General features: G+C 71.6%; 18 protein-coding genes. 9 read left to right on the plus strand and 9 right to left on the minus strand.

Annotation, left to right across the window (positions count from 1 at the left end):
• Positions 1 to 24: 24 nt before the first annotated feature.
• From EDF51_RS16605 to EDF51_RS16615, 3 genes are all read left to right on the plus strand, one after another.
• A complete protein-coding gene (locus EDF51_RS16605; RefSeq protein ID WP_131846961.1) occupies positions 25 to 903 on the plus strand; it encodes an alpha/beta hydrolase in 879 nt (292 codons plus the stop codon).
• 85 nt (positions 904 to 988) lie between these two features.
• The gene (locus tag EDF51_RS16610; protein ID WP_131846962.1) at positions 989 to 2038 is read left to right on the plus strand and encodes a biotin/lipoate A/B protein ligase family protein; all 1050 of its coding nucleotides are present in this window, start codon (positions 989 to 991) and stop codon (positions 2036 to 2038) included.
• A gap of 153 nt (positions 2039 to 2191) precedes the next feature.
• The gene (locus EDF51_RS16615) at positions 2192 to 2521 is read left to right on the plus strand and encodes a hypothetical protein (protein WP_131846963.1); all 330 of its coding nucleotides are present in this window, start codon (positions 2192 to 2194) and stop codon (positions 2519 to 2521) included.
• A 41-nt stretch (positions 2522 to 2562) separates the two neighbouring features.
• On the opposite strand, the gene EDF51_RS16620 is transcribed toward EDF51_RS16615, so the two are convergent.
• On the minus strand, positions 2563 to 2847 hold the full coding sequence (locus EDF51_RS16620; protein WP_131846964.1) for a GNAT family N-acetyltransferase: 285 nt from the start codon (positions 2845 to 2847) through the stop codon (positions 2563 to 2565).
• A 55-nt stretch (positions 2848 to 2902) separates the two neighbouring features.
• Between EDF51_RS16620 and EDF51_RS16625 the strand changes: the two genes are divergently transcribed.
• Positions 2903 to 3793: a site-specific DNA-methyltransferase gene (locus tag EDF51_RS16625; RefSeq protein ID WP_207896266.1), complete on the plus strand. Its 891-nt coding sequence runs from the start codon at positions 2903 to 2905 to the stop codon at positions 3791 to 3793.
• A 354-nt stretch (positions 3794 to 4147) separates the two neighbouring features.
• On the opposite strand, the gene EDF51_RS16630 is transcribed toward EDF51_RS16625, so the two are convergent.
• The 3 genes from EDF51_RS16630 to EDF51_RS16640 all read right to left on the minus strand — a co-directional run bounded on the left by EDF51_RS16630 (position 4148) and on the right by EDF51_RS16640 (position 9088).
• The gene (locus EDF51_RS16630) at positions 4148 to 6637 is read right to left on the minus strand and encodes an MDR family MFS transporter (protein WP_279387372.1); all 2490 of its coding nucleotides are present in this window, start codon (positions 6635 to 6637) and stop codon (positions 4148 to 4150) included.
• 146 nt (positions 6638 to 6783) lie between these two features.
• On the minus strand, positions 6784 to 8028 hold the full coding sequence (locus EDF51_RS16635) for a glycosyl hydrolase (protein ID WP_131846967.1): 1245 nt from the start codon (positions 8026 to 8028) through the stop codon (positions 6784 to 6786).
• 13 nt (positions 8029 to 8041) lie between these two features.
• On the minus strand, positions 8042 to 9088 hold the full coding sequence (locus tag EDF51_RS16640) for a LacI family DNA-binding transcriptional regulator (RefSeq protein ID WP_111085521.1): 1047 nt from the start codon (positions 9086 to 9088) through the stop codon (positions 8042 to 8044).
• Positions 9089 to 9209: 121 nt separating this feature from the next.
• Between EDF51_RS16640 and EDF51_RS16645 the strand changes: the two genes are divergently transcribed.
• Genes EDF51_RS16645 through EDF51_RS16665 form a run of 5 tightly spaced genes read left to right on the plus strand, consistent with a single transcriptional unit; the run spans position 9210 to position 15945 of the window.
• Positions 9210 to 10499, plus strand: a complete 1290-nt coding sequence (locus EDF51_RS16645; RefSeq protein WP_131846968.1) for an ABC transporter substrate-binding protein — start codon at positions 9210 to 9212, stop codon at positions 10497 to 10499.
• Positions 10500 to 10529: 30 nt separating this feature from the next.
• Positions 10530 to 11468, plus strand: coding sequence for a sugar ABC transporter permease (locus tag EDF51_RS16650; protein WP_123293696.1), 939 nt, complete (start codon positions 10530 to 10532; stop codon positions 11466 to 11468).
• A gap of 33 nt (positions 11469 to 11501) precedes the next feature.
• Complete coding sequence (locus EDF51_RS16655) at positions 11502 to 12356, plus strand: carbohydrate ABC transporter permease (protein ID WP_123293697.1); 855 nt, start codon at positions 11502 to 11504, stop codon at positions 12354 to 12356.
• The gene (locus EDF51_RS16660) at positions 12353 to 14674 is read left to right on the plus strand and encodes a glycoside hydrolase family 3 N-terminal domain-containing protein (RefSeq protein WP_131880784.1); all 2322 of its coding nucleotides are present in this window, start codon (positions 12353 to 12355) and stop codon (positions 14672 to 14674) included. Before EDF51_RS16655 ends, EDF51_RS16660 begins: the two co-directional genes overlap by 4 nt.
• A complete protein-coding gene (locus EDF51_RS16665; protein WP_243650108.1) occupies positions 14671 to 15945 on the plus strand; it encodes a glycoside hydrolase family 125 protein in 1275 nt (424 codons plus the stop codon). The genes EDF51_RS16660 and EDF51_RS16665 overlap by 4 nt, the downstream gene beginning before the upstream one ends.
• A gap of 39 nt (positions 15946 to 15984) precedes the next feature.
• On the opposite strand, the gene pgm is transcribed toward EDF51_RS16665, so the two are convergent.
• The 5 genes from pgm to EDF51_RS16690 all read right to left on the minus strand — a co-directional run bounded on the left by pgm (position 15985) and on the right by EDF51_RS16690 (position 20087).
• Entirely contained in the window at positions 15985 to 17604 is a 1620-nt protein-coding gene (gene pgm, locus EDF51_RS16670; RefSeq protein WP_131846971.1) for a phosphoglucomutase (alpha-D-glucose-1,6-bisphosphate-dependent), read from the minus strand.
• A 104-nt stretch (positions 17605 to 17708) separates the two neighbouring features.
• Positions 17709 to 17954, minus strand: coding sequence for a hypothetical protein (locus EDF51_RS16675; protein ID WP_131846972.1), 246 nt, complete (start codon positions 17952 to 17954; stop codon positions 17709 to 17711).
• 59 nt (positions 17955 to 18013) lie between these two features.
• The gene (locus EDF51_RS16680) at positions 18014 to 18676 is read right to left on the minus strand and encodes a methyltransferase domain-containing protein (protein WP_123293702.1); all 663 of its coding nucleotides are present in this window, start codon (positions 18674 to 18676) and stop codon (positions 18014 to 18016) included.
• Positions 18673 to 19305: a DUF2064 domain-containing protein gene (locus EDF51_RS16685; protein ID WP_131846973.1), complete on the minus strand. Its 633-nt coding sequence runs from the start codon at positions 19303 to 19305 to the stop codon at positions 18673 to 18675. The genes EDF51_RS16680 and EDF51_RS16685 overlap by 4 nt, the downstream gene beginning before the upstream one ends.
• A complete protein-coding gene (locus EDF51_RS16690; RefSeq protein ID WP_347876526.1) occupies positions 19302 to 20087 on the minus strand; it encodes a glycosyltransferase family 2 protein in 786 nt (261 codons plus the stop codon). Before EDF51_RS16690 ends, EDF51_RS16685 begins: the two co-directional genes overlap by 4 nt.
• Between the last annotated feature and the right edge of the window lie 56 nt (positions 20088 to 20143).

The raw sequence follows: 20143 nt of genomic DNA on the forward strand, positions 1-20143 counted from the left end.
ACCCGGTTCTGCGAAGATGCTCACGTGCCCACCTTCTCCGCAGCGCGAGGCGACGCCTCGTTCACCGACGCCCACGGCGTCGAGATCGTCTACTCGACCTGGCGAGCGGCGCGCCCCAAGGGCATCGTGCAGATCGCGCACGGCGTCGGCGAGCACGGGCTGCGGTACGAGCCGTTGGCACAGGACCTCGTGCGTGCCGGGTACACCGTGCACGCGAACGACCACCGCGGGCACGGGCGCACCGGCCTCGGCCAGTGGGACGGCGACCACGCCAAGCTCGGTCGGCTCGGCCCCGGCGGACTGCGCGCCGCGATCGCCGCCGTCGAGCAGATGGGGGAGGTCGCCCGAGCGGACACCCCCGGCGTGCCACTGGTGCTGCTCGGGCACTCGTGGGGCTCGCTCATGGCGCAGCGGATCGTGAACAGCTCGTCGGAGTCGTGGGACGGGGTCGTGCTCTCCGCCACGGCCTACCGGCTGCCCGGCTGGATGAACAGCGGCGACCTCAACGCACGGCACGCGGGCTCCGGTCCGACCAAGTTCGAGTGGCTCACCCGCGACCGGAAGATCATCGACGCGATGTCCGTCGACCCGCTCGCCGTCGAGGCCGACGTCATCGGCCTGTTCGGGCTGCCCGACACACTCCGGCTGCTCGGGGTCCCGCGGCGGGGGATCCCGCACGACCTGCCCATGCTGCTGCAGGTCGGGTCCGACGACGCGCTCGGGGGGCCGCGGTCGGTCGAGCGGCTGGCGCAGGCCTACCGGCGGCGCGGACGACTGTCCGACGTCACGGTGCAGGTCTACGAGGGTGCGCGGCACGAGGTCTACAACGAGACGAACCGCGACGAGGTCGTGGCCGACCTGGTCGCGTGGCTGGACCGGGTGACGGCGCGCGCCGCGTCCTGAGACGGTACCGGCTGGCGGACGGGAGGCCCGTGGCGGCGCCGACCCGCGCCTCCAGTCCGACAGGTGGCGGGCGTAGGCTCGACGCGTGCACGGTGAGTACAAGGTCCCAGGTGGAAAACTGGTCGTCGTCGACCTCGACGTGGTGGACGGGAACATCCAGGAGTTCCGGCTCGCCGGCGACTTCTTCCTCGAACCCGACGACGCGCTGCCGCTCATCGACGAGGCCGTCAACGGGCTGCCGGCGACGACCGACGCCGCCGGCATCGCCGCGGCCGTCCGTGGGGCGCTCCCCGCCGACGCCGTGCTGCTCGGCTTCACACCCGAGTCCGTCGGGGTCGCCGTCCGCCGCGCGCTGTCCCGCGCATCGTCGTGGCAGGACTACGACTGGCAGATCATCCACGAAGGCCCGATCAGCCCGAACGAGCACCTCGCACTCGACCAGGTGCTGACCGAAGAAGTCGGCGCCGGACGCCGCGGTCCGACCCTGCGCATCTGGGAGTGGGACCAGCCCGCCGTCGTCATCGGGTCGTTCCAGTCGCTGAAGAACGAGGTCGACCCGGCCGGTGCCGAGAAGTTCGGCGTGCAGGTGGTGCGGCGGATCTCCGGCGGCGGCGCGATGTTCATGGACGCCGGCGCGATCATCTCGTACTCGCTCTACGTCCCCGCCGACCTGGTGCAGGGCATGACGTTCGCGGACTCCTACGCGTACCTGGACGAGTGGGTGATCGAGGCGCTGAAGTCCCTCGGCATCGACGCGTACTACCAGCCGCTCAACGACATCACCTCAGCCAAGGGCAAGATCGGCGGCGCTGCGCAGAAGCGCCTCGGCACCGGGTCCCTGCTCCACCACGCCACCATGAGCTACGACATGGACGGCGAGAAGATGGTCCAGGTCCTGCGGATCGGGCGCGAGAAGATGAGCGACAAGGGGACCACGTCGGCCGCGAAGCGCGTGGACCCGCTGCGCTCGCAGACCGGGCTGTCCCGCGCCGAGATCATCGACCGGCTGATCGGCACGTTCACGAAGCTGTACGGGGCGACTCCCGGCGCGGTGACCGATGCCGAGCGCGAGAAGGCGCAGGAGCTGGTGCGGACGAAGTTCGCGACGAAGGAGTGGCTCGAGCGGGTGCCCTGAGCGAGCTCGTGGTGGGCGGCCGGAGCAGAGGGGGGACGCTCCGGCCGCCGCTCGACCAGTGTGACGACCGACTCCATGAACCACACGTGCGGATCATGAGAATCCCCCGCGCGGCTGATGTCGTGGCCGGATCGTCCACGTAGCGTCGCTCGCGTGAACTGGTTGATCTTCCTGGGGGCGGTGGCCGCCGTGGCCGTCGTGGTGTGGATCGCCGATCGCGTGGGGTGGATCGACCTGTCGAACAAGTCCACGCGCAGCGGCGGATCCGGAGGCATCGGCGGGATGCTCGACGAGGTGTTCGCGCCGACCCGCCACGAGACGCAAGCCGAGTACGAACGGCAGTCGCGCCTCCCGAAGGAGGCACCGTCACCGGCGGACGACGACCACGACCTGCTCAGCGGCAGCGTGCTCATCAAGGTGCCGACGGTGCGGAGCGCCGGTCGGCACGAAGCGCGCGTCGGGACGCACAACCGGTCGTACTGAACCGCCGGCGGTCGCTCGCCGCTCGCCGCTCGCCGCTCGCGTCAGCGCGTCGTGAGTTCCTGGTAGTCCGGGTGCCGCTCGATCCACGCGTGGACGTAGCTGCACTGCGGCACGACCCGGAGGCTGCCGTCGCGCACGTCGTCGAGCGCGTGCTGCACGAGGATCGACGCGTGCCCGCCACCGCGGTGCGACGGGTCGACTTCGGTGTGCACGAAGCGGATCTCGTCGCCGTCGACCTCGTACGCCGCGAAGCCGATGACCTCGCCGTCCTCGACCAGGGAGTACTGCTGCTTGTCGGTGTCGTTGCGGACCTCGGGTGCTGCCATGCGGTGAGGCTACGCCGCGAGGCCGAGTCGCCGCTGGCTGCGCCAGAATGGTCCCGTGCACACGGGAGACGACCGAGGCCCGGACCGCGTCGTCCTCGGCGACGCCCTCGACGTGACCCCGGCGCTCGCCGACGGCACGTTCACCCTCGTGTACCTCGACCCGCCGTTCAACACGGGGCGGTACCAGCGTCGGCATGCTTCGTCCGCGGTACCCAGCGCCGACGGGCCGGTGATGGGGTTCCACGGACGGACCTACGAGCGGGTCCGCGGCGACCTGATGCGGTTCGACGACCGGTTCGAGGACTACTGGACGTTCCTCGAACCCCGACTGATCGAGGCCTGGCGACTCCTCACCACCGACGGCACCCTGTACCTGCACCTCGACTACCGCGAGTCGCACTACGCGAAGGTCCTGCTCGACGCGCTGTTCGGCCGCGAGTCGTTCCTGAACGAGATCGTCTGGGCCTACGACTACGGCGCCAAGTCCAAGTCGCGGTGGCCGACCAAGCACGACACGATCCTGGTCTACGTAAAGGACCCGTCGCAGTACTGGTTCGACTCGTCGGCGGTCGACCGCGAGCCGTACATGGCGCCGGGGCTCGTCACACCGGAGAAGCGCGAGCGCGGCAAGCTCCCCACCGACGTCTGGTGGCACACGATCGTGTCGCCGACCGGCAAGGAGAAGACCGGCTACCCGACGCAGAAGCCCGAGGGGGTGCTGCGGCGGATCGTGCAGGCCTCTTCGCGCGAGGGCGACTGGGTGCTCGACTTCTTCGCCGGCAGCGGGACGACCGGCGCGGTGGCGTCGGCGCTCGGGCGGCGGTACGTGCTGGTGGACGACAACCCGGCGGCGATCGACGTGATGCGGAAGCGCTTGCCGGGGGCGTCGTTCGAGGTGGCGGGTGCGGCCCCGGGTGGTCGCGCGGGAGCGGTGCCGGCGGGCTGACGGGCGGGGGCGCGGGGGCGCGGGGGCGGCGCGAGTGCGCGGCCGCGCGTGGGTACATGCGGGTGCATCGTGCGACGTTCCACGAGGTGATCGACGCGTGTCCTGTCGGAACATGCGCACGCACACGATGCGGGTGCATGCTGCGACGATCCACGAGGTGATCGACGCGTGGTTCGTCGGAACATGCACACGCACCGAGGGCGCGCGCAGTGCGACACCCTCGACGTCGTACGACATCGAGGTTGACGCAACCGCGCGCCCGCAACAGTTGCACGCGCGCAGAGACGACAAGGTCGACGTCGTGCGACGTCGACCTTGTCGTTCCGAGTCGGCAGGGCCGACCTGCGCCAGCGCCTACTCGGCCGAGTGCCGCCCGTGCGGGTGCGCCGCGTCGTCGGCGTCGTCCAGCCGGGAGGCCCGACTCGCCTCCGCAGCGTCGGCCCCGGTCGCAGGGGCGCCGGCGTCCACCACCGGGGCAGCGTGCGCAGCCCGGGTCCGGATGGCACCGGTCATCGTCGGGGGTTCGTCCACGGGCGCTGCCGCCGAGTGCGCGCCGTGCGTTGTGGCGTCGGGCAGGGGAGCACGGGTGTCATCCGTGGCGACGTCGTTCGGTAGCACCGACACGTCCGAGGATCCCACTGCGCGTGCTGACCGGGGCTGGGCGGGTACGTCGGGCGAGGTCGGCACCGAGTCCGACGACGCGATCGCGGCCGAACCCGATCCGGCGCCGGCAGCACCCGCGCCCGCACCGGCAGCCGCAGCGTCAGCGTCAGCGGTCCGTGCGGCGTCCGCCTGCTCCTGCAGCGCCGAGGTCTTGCGCAGCGGCGGCACCCGGAAGAACCAGGTCAGCACGAACGCGAGCAGGATCACCGCGAGGCCGACGTAGTACACGCGGACGGCCGAGTCGCTGAAACCGACCAGGAACGGACGGGTGAGTCGCTTGTCCGCGCCGTTCAGGAACGAGGTGTCGCTCGTCGCCGCGGAACCGGACGAGCTCGCACTCGAGTCGCCGCTCTTCAGCTGCTTGATGAGCGTCGGGGCGACCTCGTCGACGACGTTCTCGCGCTGTGCCTTGTCCGAGTAGTCGACCTGCAGCGTGCCGTCGACGACGGTCGCGTTCGCCTTGGCCGCAGCCGTCTCGAGGGCCTGCTGCTCGGCGGCCGGCTTGGCGTCGTCGACCTGCTGGGCGATGACGGTGTCGGCTGCGGCGGCGGGGAGCTTGCCGGCCGCGACCTGCTGCTGCACGGCGGCCGTGACCTGCTTCGTGACGGCAGCGTCGGCGGCTTCCTTCGCCTGTACGGCGCCGTTGTTCAGGCCGTCCTGCACGTTCTTCTGCACGGGATCGACGATCTTCGTCCAGATCTGGTCCATCACGCCCTTGTTCTCGGAGGCGTTCGCGACCGAGGGCGTGAGCGCGGCGTTGAGGGCGCTCTTCAGGTCGGTCTCGTTCTGCATCGCCGCGGTGATGTTCGTCGGCATCAGGGTGAACAGGACGGACAGCAGCACGGCGGTGCCCATGGTGCCGCCGATCTGCCGGAAGAACGTCGCGGCGCTGGTGGCGACGCCGATGTCCCGCGGGGACACCGAGTTCTGCGCCGCGAGGGTCAGCGTCTGCATGAGCTGCCCGAGCCCGAGGCCGATGCCGAACATGCCGAGCATCAGGAACCACAGGGGGCGGTCGGCGGTCAGGAACGTCAGGATCGTGAAGCCGATGGCCGTGAACGCCGTGCCCGTGATCGGGAAGACCTGGTAGTTGCCGGTCCGCGAGATGATCTGTCCCGAGGCGATCGACGAGATCATCAGGCCGAGCACCATCGGGAGCATCGCGAACCCGGACTCGGTCGGGGTGACGCCCTTCACGATCTGCAGGTACAGCGGGATGGTCAGCATCGCGCCGAACATGCCGAAGCCGACGAGCACGGACAGGATCGCGGACATCGAGAACACCCGCGAGCCGAACAGCTTCATCGGCAGGATCGCGTCGCTGCCCATCGCCCGTTCGACGATGATGAACGCGATCAGGCCGGCTGCACCGATGCCGTAGCAGGCGAAGGCGCCGGGGGAGCTCCAGCCCCACTCGCGGCCCTGTTCGGCGATCAGCAGCAGGGGCACGAGGGTGACGATGACGAGCGTCGCGCCCCACCAGTCGATCCGGGGCTTGCCGCGGTCGCCGAACTTCGGCAGGTGCAGAAACGTCAGCACCATGAACAGCGCGATGACGCCGATCGGCACGTTGATCAGGAACACCCAGCGCCAGCCGGAGATGAACAGCAGCTCGCTCGCGCCGGCGAAGACGCCACCGACGAGCGGGCCGATCACGGACGAGATGCCGAAGACGGCCAGGAAGTAGCCCTGGTACTTCGCCCGCTCGCGGGGGGCGAGCATGTCGCCCATGATCGCCAGCGGCAGGGACATCAGGCCACCGGCACCGAGACCCTGCAGCGCACGGAACCCGGCGAGCATGAGCATCGAGGTCGAGAACGACGCGGCGAACGACCCGACGATGAAGATGCCGATCGCCGTGATGAACAGCGGCCGCCGACCGAAGATGTCGGAGAGCTTGCCGTAGATCGGCGTCGTCACGGTCGAGGCGATCAGGTACCCGGTGGTGACCCAGGCCTGCTGGTCGAGGCCGTGCAGGTCGTCACCGATGGTACGGATCGCGGTGCCGACGATCGTCTGGTCGAGGGCTCCGAGGAACATCCCGGCCATCAGGCCGTAGATCACCAACAGGATCTGTCGGTGGTTCATCACGACGTTGGACGCCGTGGTGGGGGCCGCGGGTGCGGTCGCCGTCTGGGTCATGAGCAGGGTCTCCCGGTACCGATGCGCTGGCGAAACGATTTTTGCGCTGCCTGCAAAGTTACATCTGCCGCAAGTGCTCGGTTGCTCAGGAGCGGCTTCCTGTGTGGATCGGCAGTCACGGTACGCCCGGATCGCGGGCTCGGTGACGATCCCGGTTAATGGCCAGGAGGCCCGGCTCGGCCCCGTCAGACCGCTGCGGTCTCCACGACCCGGGTCACACCCCGTGCCGCCAGCGCCGCGGGGTCGGCTGCGGTCCGGCTCGTCACGACGGTCACGGCCTCACCGGCGGCGCGCAGGCGGTGCCAGCGCTCGAAGACGGGGCCGCCCGGCGCCAGGTCCGCCCGACGGATCGGCAGGTCGGCCGCGTCGACGTCGACCACGACGGCACTCGTGCGCGGGGTCGGGACCGGGGCGGAGCGCCGTGCGTCGGCGACGACCTCGGCGTAGCGCCGGCCGAGCGGCTTCACGCGGTTGTCGACGTCGAGCAGACCGAGCGAGTACTCCAGGTCCTTGAAGTCGCCCAGGTCGCGGGAGACGTCGTGGGAGCACCACCACGTGACCGCGTGGAGGCGTTCGGTCGTGAGGGCCGCCGCGACCGTGCGCTCGAGGAACTCGGGCATCTCGGACTCGGCGAGGTGCCGGTCGGGTGCCCCGACCTCCTGCAGCCAGACGGGCCGCTCGAGGTCGGTGGCGAAGGCGCGGGCGAGCTCGATCATCCACTCGGCGTGCCGGACGGACTCGTCGGAGAGTGCGCCGTACCGACCGGCCACCCCGTTGAAGATCCAGGAGTGCACGGTCGTGACGTCCCCGAGGCGGCTGGCGTGCGCTGGCACGAACGGGTGGCCGTCGCGGTACCAGAGGTGGTCGTTCTCGGAGTGCGTGACGACGTGTCGCGGGTCCTTGTCGCGGGGTGCGCCGAGCAGGGACTCGAGCCAGTGCGTCACCTGCGCGGTGTCGGCGGGCATCGCGGCGGGGTTCGGTGGCTGGAACTGGTTGAGCTCGTTGCCCAGGGTCAGCCCCGTGAAGTTCGGGCGGTCGCGCACCGCGTCGTACACGGCGGCGACCAGGGCGGCCTGCGCGTCGATCGCCGGCTGGTCCGTGAACATGTTGCCGTCGTGCCAGTTCACGAGCCAGGCGGGGACGAAGTCGAAGCCGGACATGTGCCCCTGGACGACGTCGACACTGGCGTCCAGCCCGAACTCGGCGGCGATGTCGACCACCAGGGCCACGTCGTCGAGGGCCCGTCGGCGGATGAGTGTGCGGTTCGGCTGCAGGGTCGGCCACAGCGGGAACAGCCGGACGTGGTCGAGGCCGAGGGTGGCGATCGCCTCGAGGTCGCGGCGGATCGCGGATTCCTCCACCGACTGCCACTGGAACATCCAGTCGGTCGAGGGCACGTAGTTCACGCCGAAGCGCGTGGCGGTGGTCATCGGTCTCCTTCGGTCAGGGAACGGTGGCGGCGGCTGGGGCGGGGCCGGTCGAGCCGCGGACGTGCAGGGCGCGCCCGCCGACCTCGGCATCGGTGACCTCGTCGCCGCGGACGAGTCGTTCGACCAGGGCGACGGCGGTGCGGGCGGACTCCTCGACGGGGGCGTCCAGGGCGGTCAGCGACGGACGCACGATCGACGAGACCCACGAGTCCTCCCACGCGACGACGGACAGGTCCTCGGGCACGCGGACGCCGAGCTCGGGGGCGTGCGCGATCACCTCGGCCGCGATCGCCTCGCCGTCCAGGACGATCGCGGTGGCGCGGTCCAGTCGGGCGAGCAGGTCGGCCACCGGGTCCTCGGCGTCGGCTCGCCACCCGAGCACGAGCGCGTCCACGCCCCGGCGCGCGGCTGCGGCGGTGAAGCGGGCGTCGCGGGCGCCGGTGTGCGCGAGTGCCGGGCCGTCCCCGACGCGGGCGATCCGGCGGTGGCCGAGCGAACCGAGGTGGTCGAGCAGGGACTCGGTCGCGTCGGCGTCGCCCACCGTGACCGCCGGGACGGTGCTGCCGGCGATCGGTGCGCCGAGCATGACGGCCGGGGCCGCCAGGTGCTGCAGCATCGGGATGCGGGGATCGTCGGTACGGACGTCGACGAGCAGGAAGCCGTCGACCCGCTGCTCGGTCCACCACTGCCGGTAGACGGCGGCTTCGTCGTCGGCCTGCACGAGGGTGACGGACAGCGACCACCCGATCGCGGCGAGGGGTTCGGTCAGCCCGGCGATCAGCCGCATCGTGAACGGGTCGCGCTGGAAGGTGTCGCGTGAGCGGGCGAGGACCAGTCCCAGGCTGTGCCCCGCGTTGCCGGAGAGCTTGCGGCTCGCCAGGTTCGGCCGCCAGTTCAGGTCGTCGGCGGCCTTGCGGATGCGGGCCGCGGTGGCGGCGGACACGTTCGGCCGCCCGTTGAACACGTGCGAGACCGCCGAGGTCGAGACGCCGGCGCGCTTGGCGACCTGCGCGATGGTCACGCGGCGTCGGTCGACGGCTCCGGCGGTGGTGTCGCTCATGCCGTCGAGCGTAGAGGCTTGACCACGTCGTGTAAAGCGGTATACGTTGCTCGTCACCTGAAGTACACCGCTGTACCAAATGCATCGCGATCGCTCCACCATCCACTGCCAGGGAGGCACCGTGACGGACGGCATCAGTAGGCGCACCCTCATCGGGGCCGGGCTCGGCGCCGGCATCCTCGCGCCGATCCTGGCCGGGTGCAGCGCCCTCACCCCGGCCTCGAGCGGCCCCGGCACGCTGAGCGTGCACACCCAGCTCAGCGGCGCGGTCGCGGGCGCGCAGACGTTCACGGACGTCGTCGCCGCCTACCGCCGCTGCACGGACCGCAAGGTCGCCCTGCTGTCGAACGGGTCCGACCTGCCGATCGTCTTCGAGACGAGTTCCCTCGCCGGCAAGGAAGCCGACGTCGCCATCGTGAACATGGTCGGGCGGACGTTGTCCTGGACGGGTGAGGACGCCACGATCGACGTCTCCCGGTACCTCGACGAGTGGGACCTGCGCGACAAGATCATCCCGGAGGCGCTCGAGGAGTGGACCGACGACCAGGGCCGGCTCCGGGCGTTCCCGTTCACCCGGACGAACTGGCCGGTGTCGTTCAACACGGCGCTGCTCGAACAGGCCGGTGTCAGCGAGATCCCGACGACCTCGGACGCGCTCATCGCCGCAGCCGACCGCCTGCGCTCCGCCGGCATCGGGCCGGTCACCGTCGGCGGGTCGGACTGGAGCGGGCAGAAGCTCCTCATGCAGGTGATCCAGGGGTTCGTGTCCCAGGGCGAAGCGGCGAAGGTCTTCTCCACGGGCAGGATCTCGGAGAGCGCCGGTGCGGTCCGCGGCGTCGAGCACTTCGTCGAGCTCCGCGACGCCGGGGTCTTCGTGGACTCGGTGCAGGGGTTCACCTCGGACTCCGAACTGACGCAGTTCACGACGCGCAAGGCCGCGATCGTCCCCGCGATGTCCTCCGCGCTGGCGCTGGTGTCGAAGGAACGCGCGAAGGAGGTCACCGTGGGCGGCTGGCCGGTCCCCTCGCAGCACGCGGCCATCGCGCACCCGAGCGTCATCAAGAGCTACAACGGGCACGGCATCTGGATCAGCGAGAACGGCCGGGCGAAGCTCGACCTCATCAAGCCGTTCGTGCAGTACCTGTACTCGTCGGCGGTGACGACCGAGTTCGTCCTCGACTCCGGCCGCGACATGAGCCGGATCACCGACACCGTCAGCCGTGACTTCCCGCTCGTCGCCCAGGCGTCGAAGCTCACCGACGACCAGGTCACCCCGGTGATGCTGCCCGACCTGCTCGTGCCCGACTCGGCGTACGAGCCGATGATCCGTGCGACCAGCCTGGCGTACGGCTCGGGCACCTCGGCCGACCGCATCATCGACCTCTTCGAGCGCGCCTACACGGCCGCCTGACCCACCCGACCCTGCGAGAAGGAGCTCCCCATGGCAGTGCTCGTCGAGGAACCACCCGTCCGGTCGGCGTCGACCCCGCCCGGGCCCGCCCGCCGCGGATCCCGCGCCGTCGGCAGCAGCCGCGGCAGCTTCCCGACCTTCGCGATCCCGGCGCTCGTCTGGTACGGCCTGTTCATGATCGGGCCGGTCGTCGCGATGATCGTGATCGCCTTCCTGAGTTGGCCCGGCATGCTCGTGTCGCCGACGTTCGCGGGGCTCGACAACTTCCGGGTGCTGTTCTCCGACGAGACGTTCTGGGCCGCGGTCCGGAACAGCACGGTGCAGATCGTGGTGGGGCTGCCGATCATGATCGTGCTGGCGTTCCTGCTCGCCTTCCACGTCGTGCAGAAGCCGCGCGGGCACAAGGTGCTCCGCTACCTGCTCTTCATCCCGGCGCTCATCTCGGCACCGGCCACGGCGATGATGTTCTACGCGATGCTCAACCCCGACGGCCTGGTCAACGGGGTGCTCGCGACGCTCGGCATCGGCGGCAAGGCCTGGCTGGCCGACCCCGCGACCGCCCTCGGCGCGCTCATCGTCGTCGACCTGTGGGCAGGCATCGGGTACTCGGCGGTGCTCATCGCGAGCCGGCTCGACGGCGTCGACACCGAGGTCGTGCAGGCCGCCCGCATGGACGGCGCCGGATCGTGGCGGCTGGCGTGGGGTGTGTACTGGCCGATCGCCCGCGACTTCATCGGGGTGGTGGCGATGCTGCAGTTCCTCTCGATGCTCTTCAGCTCGGCGCAGAACGTGCTCCTGCTGACCCAGGGCGGCCCGGGCACCGCGACCACGACGTTGTCGTACCTCGTGTACCAGAAGGCGTTCGTCGACACCGACCTCGGCTACAGCCAGGCCGTCGGCGTCGTCCTGTTCGTGCTCGGACTCGCCGGGATGTTCGTCATCCGCCGGGTCCTGCGCAAGACCCACTGACCGCCCCTGACCGACAGACCCCGGGAGACCACCATGGCGAAACCCACCGCCGGCATCCGGCTGCGTGACCGGATCGGCTCCATCACGAGCGGCACCGTGGCGTGGATCTACGCCGCCCTGCTGATCCTGCCCTTCTACTACTTCGTGGTGTCGTCGTTCAAGGACAACGACGGCATCTTCGAGTCCCCGTTGGCGCTGCCCGCGTCGTGGGACCTGTCGAACTTCACCGAGGCGATCCGCCAGGCCTCGCTCGGACCGGCCATCGCGAACTCGGCGATCACGACGGTGGCGGCCCTGGTGCTGACCCTCGTCCTCGCGCTGCCGGCGTCGTTCGCCCTCGCCCGGGCCACCGGCCGCGCCGGACGCATCGTCGAGGGACTGTTCTCGCTCGGGTTCCTCATCCCGTCGTTCGCGGCGCTGTTCCCGACGTTCCTGCTCGCGGCCGGGATGGGGCTGTTCCACACCCGGACGTTCCTCGTGCTCCTGTTGCCCGCGACCGCGATGCCCCTGGCCGTCGTGATCCTGACCCAGTTCATGCGAACGATCCCGCGCGAGCTGGAGGAGGCCGCGTCGATGGACGGCGCCTCGGCGTGGCAGGTGATGCGCCAGGTGTACCTGCCGATCTGCATCCCGGGCATCGCCACCGTGCTGCTGCTGAACTTCCTGTCGTTCTGGAACGAGTACCTGTACGCCCTGGTGCTCATCGGGCCGGACACGGCGCAGCGGACGATCCAGGTGGCGCTCCCGACGCTGAAGGTCGACGCCGGCACCGACTACGGGATGCTCATGGCCGGCACGCTGTTCACGCTGCTGCCGGTGTACCTCGTGTACTCGATCCTGCAGCGCCAGATGCAGCGCGCTCTGGTCTCCGGAGCGATCAAGGGATGACCGAGCACCAGACCGCGCACCCGACCGCGACCAGCCTCGACGTCCGCGCCCGCATCGGCCAGCTCAACCAGCGCCTGAAGGGCTGGGAGGCCGTCCGCTGGGTCGACGGCCGCCCGCGGATCACCGACGTCCTGCGCGCCGAGGTCGACCGGTGGGGCGGGATCGGCGCGGTCTACGGTGTGCTCCGCGCCGACCCCTGGTCCGGCGTGCACTGGGGCAACGGCATCCCACCCGAACGCTCCGCCGAGGCCTACGCCGCCGTGCAGGACCACGTCGTCGCGCACAGTGACGGCGGCGTCCCGACGCTCTTCGTGGAAGAGGTCCCGCACGGGCTGCAGGCCCTCGGCGGCACGACAGTGCCGGTGAACCTCGCCCTCGGCGCCGCGATGGACGAGCAGCTCGTCGAGGACCTCGCGGCCGCGGTCGCCGCCGAGGTCCGCGCCCGCGGTACCCACGTCGCCCTCGTCTCCGGGCTCGACGTCCTGCGCGATCCCCGGTGGGGTCGGAGCGAGGAGTGCTGGTCCGAGGACGCCGCGCTCGCCGCGATCATGGTCGCCGCCACCGTCCGGGGCATGCAGGGCGGCGGTCCGGGCCCGATCGACGACCGACACGTCGCGGTCGTCGCGAAGCACCTGGCCGGGCAGGGCGCCGGCATCGGTGGGCGGAACGGTTCCGGCGCCCCGATCGGCCGCCGTGAGCTCGCCGAGGTGCACCTGCCGCCAGCGCTCGCCGCGGCACGCGAACACGTCGCCGGGTTCATGGCGGCGTACAACGACGTCGACGGGGTGCCGTGCTGCGGCAACCGCGACCTGCTCACCACCACGATCCGCGACACGTGGGGCTGGGACGGGCTCGTGATGGCCGACGGCACCGCCATCGACCGGCTGCGCGACGTCACCCCCGACCCGGCCTCGGCGGCTGCGCTCGCGCTCCGTGCCGGGGTCGACCTGAGCCTGTGGGACGAGTCCTACACGCACCTCGACGGGGCACTGGACCGGGGCCTGATCAGCACCGGCGACCTGGACCGCGCGGTGGACCGGGTGCTCGCCCTGAAGCGCCGCGTCGGCCTGCTCGCGACACCGACAGCACCACCGGCGACACCTGCACCTGCACCAGCACCCGGCCCGGCCGAGAACGCCGAGCCACCGGAACGCGCGACCATCGCGCTCGCTGAACGCGCCGCTCACCGCGCCGTGGTCGCCCTGGGCGGAGCGCTGCCCGCGATCGCACCCGACGCCGTCGTCGCCGTGGTCGGCCCGAACGCCGACGACGTCGACGCCCTGCTCGGCGACTACTCACCTCCGCGGCCGCCCGTCGACCCCGGTGCGTCCACCGTCCGCTCCGCCCTGGAGGCCCGGCTCGGCCCCGCCCGGATCCGCACCGCCCGGGGCAGCGGGCTCCGACAGCCCCTGCCGGGCCCCGACGGGCTCCTCGCGGTCCGCACGGCGCTCCTCGGCGCCGACGTGGCGGTGGTGGTGCTCGGCGGCTCGAGTCGTCGCGCGTACGACGACGGCTTCGAGGACAACGGCGCCGTCAGCGGTCCGGCACCGGACACCACGAACGGCGAGGGGGTCGACCTGGCCTCGATCGCCGTGCCCGACGCGCAGCTCGACGTGCTCCGCGCCGCCCGCGAGAGCGGTCTGCCGGTCGTCGCGGTCGTCGTCGACGGTCGACCACGGGTCCTGAGTGAGGTGCTCGCCCTGGCCGACAGCGTGCTCGTCGTGCCGTTCCCGGGGCCCTCCGGCGGTCGAGCCGTCGCGGACGTGCTGTTCGGCGCCCCGGCCGAGGGGCGACTCCCCGCGACGTGGCCCGGCGCCGACGGCGTCCTGCCCGTGGCGCACGACGAACGCCTCGAGACGGCGCGCGGCTACGTCGACGTGACCAGCCGCTCGACCGTGACCGGTGCACCCGGGCCGGGTGGCGGGGTGGACGTCCGCCTGGCGGAGGGGAGCGACGCGGTGACTGCTGTGCGCCTCCTGGCCGGGGGCACGGTGACCGTCCCGGTGACGGTGCGCAACACGTCGGACGCACCCCGTCGGGTCTCGGTGCCCCTGTGGGGGCGGCGGCGTGAACCCGGTGTCCGTCCGCGGCGACGACGACTGCTCGCCCTGGTGACGGTCGACGTGCCCGCCGGTGGGACCGTCGACACCGCGTACGCGCTCGGACTCGATGCGCTCGGCACGTGGGACGCTGGTCTCCGGCTCGGTGCACGGCCGCTCGAACTCGACTGCTGGACGGACGACGTGCTCGATCCACCCGGGTCGACGCGGACCGTCCGCGTCACCGACGGACAGGAGTCAGTGCGATGGGTGTCGTGACGCAGACGCAGCTCGAGGAGATCACGCCGACGCTGGTGGCGGCCGCCGACCGGGTCCGAGCCGCGGTCGGCACCGAGGTCGGCGACCGCGTTGAGCGCGCGCTGGTCCGCACGCTGCGGGACACGATCTCGCTCGACGACGACGGCGCCTTCGTGATCACGGGGGACATCCCGGCGATGTGGCTCCGCGACTCGACGACGCAGATGACGCCGTACCTGCGGTTCGTGGCGGACGACCCGGCGCTCGCGGACCTGCTCTGGGCGGTCGTGCGGCGGCAGTTCCGGCTGATCGAGCACGACCCCTACGCCAACTCGTTCAACCGCGAGCCGAACGGCGCGCACTACGACCCCGACGACCTGAACGCCGACCCGCTGGTGTGGGAGCAGAAGTACGAGGTCGACAGCCTGGCCTACCCGGTGACCTTCGCGTACGCGCTGTGGCGGGCGACCGGGTCGACCGCGGTGCTGGACGAACGGGCGCACCGGGTGTTCCGCACGATCGTGGCGCAGTGGCGGACCGAACAGGACCACGACGCATCGGCCTACCGGTTCGTGCGCGACGGGGCGATCCCGACCGAGACCCTCGCGCGCGACGGCCGCGGCACCCCGGTCGCGGTGACGGGCATGACGTGGTGCGGGTTCCGCCCGTCGGACGACGCCTGCACGTACGGCTACAACGTGCCCGCGAACCTGTTCGCCGCCGAGGCGCTGCTCGCCGTCGCCGCGATCGCCCGGGACGTCTGGTCCGACACGGGCCTGGCGGACGACGCCGACGTGCTGCGCGCGAGCATCCTGGACGGCGTCCGGCAGCACGGCGTCGTGCCCGGGCCGGCGGGGGAGGACGTCTACGCCTACGAGGTCGACGGGCTCGGTGGTGTGCTGCGCATGGACGACGCGAACACCCCGTCGCTGCTGTCCCTGCCGTTGTCGGCGCCGTCGGTGCTCGACGACTCGGTGTGGGCGGCGACGCGGGACTTCGTGCTGTCACCGGCGAACCCGTTCTGGTTCAGCGGCACCGCGGCCGCCGGTGTCGGCAGCCCGCACACGTTGCCGCAGCGGGTGTGGCCGATCGCCCTGGCGGTCGAGGGCCTCGTGTCCGGGTCGCCGGCGCGCCGTCGGGAGCTGCTCGACGTGCTCGTGGCGACCGACGGCGGGACCGGCGACATGCACGAGTCGTTCGACGTCGAGGACCCGACACAGTTCTCGCGCCCGTGGTTCTCGTGGGCCGACGCGATGTTCTGCGAACTGGCACTGGCGGCGGCCGAGGACTGATCCTCGACCGCCGCCAGTGCGGGTCCTGCGGGTGGTCGGCTAGGCGCCGAGCGCGGCGTCCACGATCTCCTTGGCCTCGCGCTGCACCTGCTCCAAGTGCTCCTGCCCGACGAAGCTCTCGGCGTAGATCTTGTAGACGTCCTCGGTACCGGACGGTCGTGCGGCGAACCAGGCCTTGTCGGTGACGACCTTGACGCCGCCGACGGCCGCGTCGTTGCCGGGGGCCTTCGACAGCTTCGCGGTGATCGGGTCGCCCGCCAGGGTCTCGGCGGTGATGGCGTCGCCGTCGAGCTTCGACAGGCGTGCCTTCTGCTCCTTCGAGGCCGCGGCGTCGACGCGCTGGTAGACCGGGTCACCGAAGCGCTCGGTCAGCTCGACGTACAGCTGCGAGGGGGTCTTGCCGGTGACCGCGACGATCTCGGACGCCAGGAGCGCCAGGATGATGCCGTCCTTGTCGGTGGTCCACGCCGTGCCGTCGGTGCGCAGGAACGACGCACCCGCCGACTCTTCGCCACCGAACGCGACGGAGCCGTCGATCAGGCCGGGCACGAACCACTTGAAGCCGACCGGGACCTCCCACAGACGGCGCCCGAGCGATTCTGCGACGCGGTCGATGATGCTCGACGACACCAGGGTCTTGCCGATGGCGGCGTCGTCGCGCCAGGCCGGACGGTGTGCGTAGAGGTACTCGATCGCGACGGCGAGGTAGTGGTTCGGGTTCATCAGGCCGCCGTCGGGCGTGACGATGCCGTGCCGGTCGGAGTCGGCGTCGTTGCCCGTCAGGACGTCGAACTCGTCCTTGTGCGCCAGGACCGAGGCCATCGCCGAGGGGCTCGACGGGTCCATCCGGATCTTGCCGTCCCAGTCGAGCGTCATGAACGACCAGGTCGGGTCGACGTCCGGGTTCACGACGGTCAGGTCGAGCCCGTAGTGGTCGCGGATGAGGTTCCAGTACGGCAGCGATGCGCCACCGAGCGGGTCGGCGCCGATCTTCACCCCGGCACGCTTGATCGCGGCGATGTCGATGATGTTCTCGAGGTCGGCGACGTAGGTGTGCAGGAAGTCGTAGCGGTCGGGGGTGGCGTGCTCGGTGCGCTGCACCTCGGCGTTGCCGCCCTCGATGATCGCGTTCGCCCGGTTGGCGATCCAGCTCGTGGCGTCGCTGTCGGCGGGGCCGCCGTGCGGCGGGTTGTACTTGAAGCCGCCGTCGCGGGGCGGGTTGTGGCTCGGCGTGATGACGATGCCGTCCGCCGTGTCGGGGTTGCCGGCGCGGTTGTAGCGGATGATCGCGTGGCTCAACGCGGGGGTCGGCACGTAGCCGTTGTCGCTGTCGGCCAGGACGTGCACGCCGTTGGCGGCGAGGACCTCGAGCGCGGTGCGCTCGGCGGGGCCGGACAGGGCGTGGGTGTCGCGCCCGATGAAGAGCGGGCCGTCGGTGCCCTGCGACTGCCGGTACTCGACGATCGCCTGCGTGATCGCGGCGATGTGGGTGTCGTTGAAGGCGGAGTCGAGCGAGGAGCCGCGGTGGCCGGAGGTACCGAACACGACCTGCTGCTCGGCGACGGAGACATCGGGCACACGGTCGTAGTAGGCGGCGACGAGCGCGTCGATGTCGACGAGGTCGTCTGCGGTCGCGGGGGTGCCGGCGCGGTCGTTCATGGGTCCATCCTGGCATCGCGCACCCGGACGCGTCCGGCCGGCGCACAGCCCGGGCCGCAGAGCGCGGCCGGAGCCGTGTCCGCCGACCGGGTCGACGGCACGGCTCAGGCGGTGCGGAACGAGCCGGTCGCCGTGCGGAACGAGCCGGTGGCCGTGCGGGTGGAGGCGGTCCAGGTGCCGGGACGCGACCGCTGCACGTCGGTGAAGCGCCCGAGGCGTCCGCTGATCGGCGCACCCGTGTAGGTGCCGACCGAGTCGGTGGAGCGGGTGCCCGTGAAGGACCCGCGCTCGTCACGGCCGCGGAGTCCGGACACGAAGGTGCCGCCGAGCGGGAAGGTGCTGTTCGTCATGCGCTCGACCGTACGTGACTGTCTTGCACGATGCAAAACAAGTGCACGAACGTGCGTGATCAGGCCATGAGCTCGCAGAAGCTCCGGCCCGCGACCGTCCAGCTCTGCCGCGCCACGAGGCCGGCGTCTGCCGCGTGCCGGTGCAGCGCGTCGAGTCCGACCTCGGCCCAGGGGAACCCGGCGCTCTCGTGGCCGTCGGCGTCCACCACGCGGGCGGTGTACACCCGGTCGGCCAGCGGGTCGGGGTTCGTCTCGACGATCACCCGGCCACCGGCGCGGACGATCTCGCCGCAGCGCTCGAGCAGGGCGGCGGGGTCGCCACCGATGCCGATGTTGCCGTCGATGACCAGGGCGGTGTCCCAGTGGCCCTCGTCGGGGACCGCGTCGAACACCGATCCCTGGATCGCGGTGCCACCGGACCGCTGGGCGATCGCCACGGCCTCGGCGGAGACGTCCACGCCGAGTGCGGGGATGCCGCGGTTGCGCGCGGCGACGAGCATCCGCCCGGGGCCGCAGCCGATGTCGATCACGGGGCCGTCGGCGTCGTCGAGCAGCGAGCGGTCGACCCGGTCGGCCGCGGCGCTCCACCGGCCGACGTCCATCGTCGTGACGACGTCGGGACGGTCCGGGTCGGTCAGCCGGAGCCGTCCGTCCGAGCGCAGTGCCCGGGCGTACGGCTCGCCGCCGCCGGCGCCGAAGGAGACGGGTGCGTGCATGGTCATCGGAGACTCCCCGCGGTCTCGGCACGGAGTGCCTGGGTGAAGCCGGAGTCCGGCGCGAGTTCGGCGACGCGTTCGGCGTCGGGCATGGTGTCGACGTCGAGCAGTTCGCCGAGGATCCCGACGTCGAGGCCGGCGTCGGTCAGGCGTGCGAGCTGGACGGCGCCGGTGTCGTCCTGCGACATCGGGACGCCGCGGAGCAGGTCGCCGGTCGGGGCCTGCACGTACAGCGACCAGAAGCCGCCGTCCTCGGCGGGGCCGAACCACGCGTCGCGCTCGGGCCGGTCGAACACCGGGGCGAGCGCGTCCGTGGACACCTGCGGGGTGTCCATCCCGACGAGCAGCAACGGGCCGTCGATCGCGTCGAACAGGAAGCCGAGGCGCTCGTCGAGCCCGCCGCCGGGCTGGTGGAGGACGTCGAAGCCCTCGGCCGACTCCGGGACGACGTCGCCGTCGAAGAACAGCACGCGGCGCTCTGCGGGCAGGGCGCGGACGGTCGACAGGGTGTCGGCGAGGCTCGCGGACGCCACACGGGCGGCACCCTCGGGTGAGAGCGCCGGGGTCAGGCGGGTCTTCACCTTGCCGGGCAGGCACTCCTTCGCGACCACGGCCACGGTGATGCCGGCGGTCATGCGCGCGTCCCCTCGACCGAGGCGGTGACGGGTGCGGAGTCGGGCCGTGCCGCGGAACCGGTCGCGGCGGTGGAGCCGGCCACGTGGCGGACGGACGCCGGGGCGACGACCCGGACACGGGCCTCCCGGCGGTACGCGCGCAGCAGGCGGGTCATGTCGCGGACCGCGTTGATGGTGCCGCGGAGCGTCCCGGTCACCTTGCTGTCGCCGATGCGCTGCGCGTAGCCGATGTCGGACTCGTCGACGCGCCAGCCTGCCGCGTGCGCGGCCAGGACCATCTCGAGCGGGTAGCCGCTGCGGCGGTCCTGCAGGTCCAGGGCGACGAGGTCCTCGCGGCGCATGACGCGCATCGGGCCGAGGTCGCGCAGGCGGTAGCCGGTCGCGCGGTGCATGAGGACGGCGAGGACGCGGTTCGCGAACCGGGCGTGCGGCGCCCACGCGCCCGCGCTCGTCGGGACACGTCGTCCGAGCGCCAGGTCGACGCGGCCGCTCGCGACGCGGTCGACCAGCGGCGGCAGTTCGGCGGGGTCCATCGAGGCGTCCGCGTCGCAGAAGGCGACGAAGTCGGCAGTGGCGGCCGCGACGCCCGCGGCGCAGGCGGAGCCGAAGCCCTTCACCGGTTCCGTGACGACGAGGGCGCCGTGGGCGCGGGCGACGTCGGCGGAACCGTCGGTCGAGCCGTTGTCCACCACGATCGCGCGGTAGCCCTCCGGCAGGCGAGCGATCACCTTCGGCAGGGCATCGGCCTCGTCGAGGCACGGGAGGATGACGTCGACACTCATGTCCGTCATTCGGTGCCGGTCGTCAGATCGACGGGTCTGTCCTGTCATGCACTCGA

The sequence above is a fragment of the Curtobacterium sp. PhB25 genome (assembly GCF_004365375.1).
In the GTDB taxonomy this organism is placed as follows: Bacteria; Actinomycetota; Actinomycetes; order Actinomycetales; family Microbacteriaceae; genus Curtobacterium.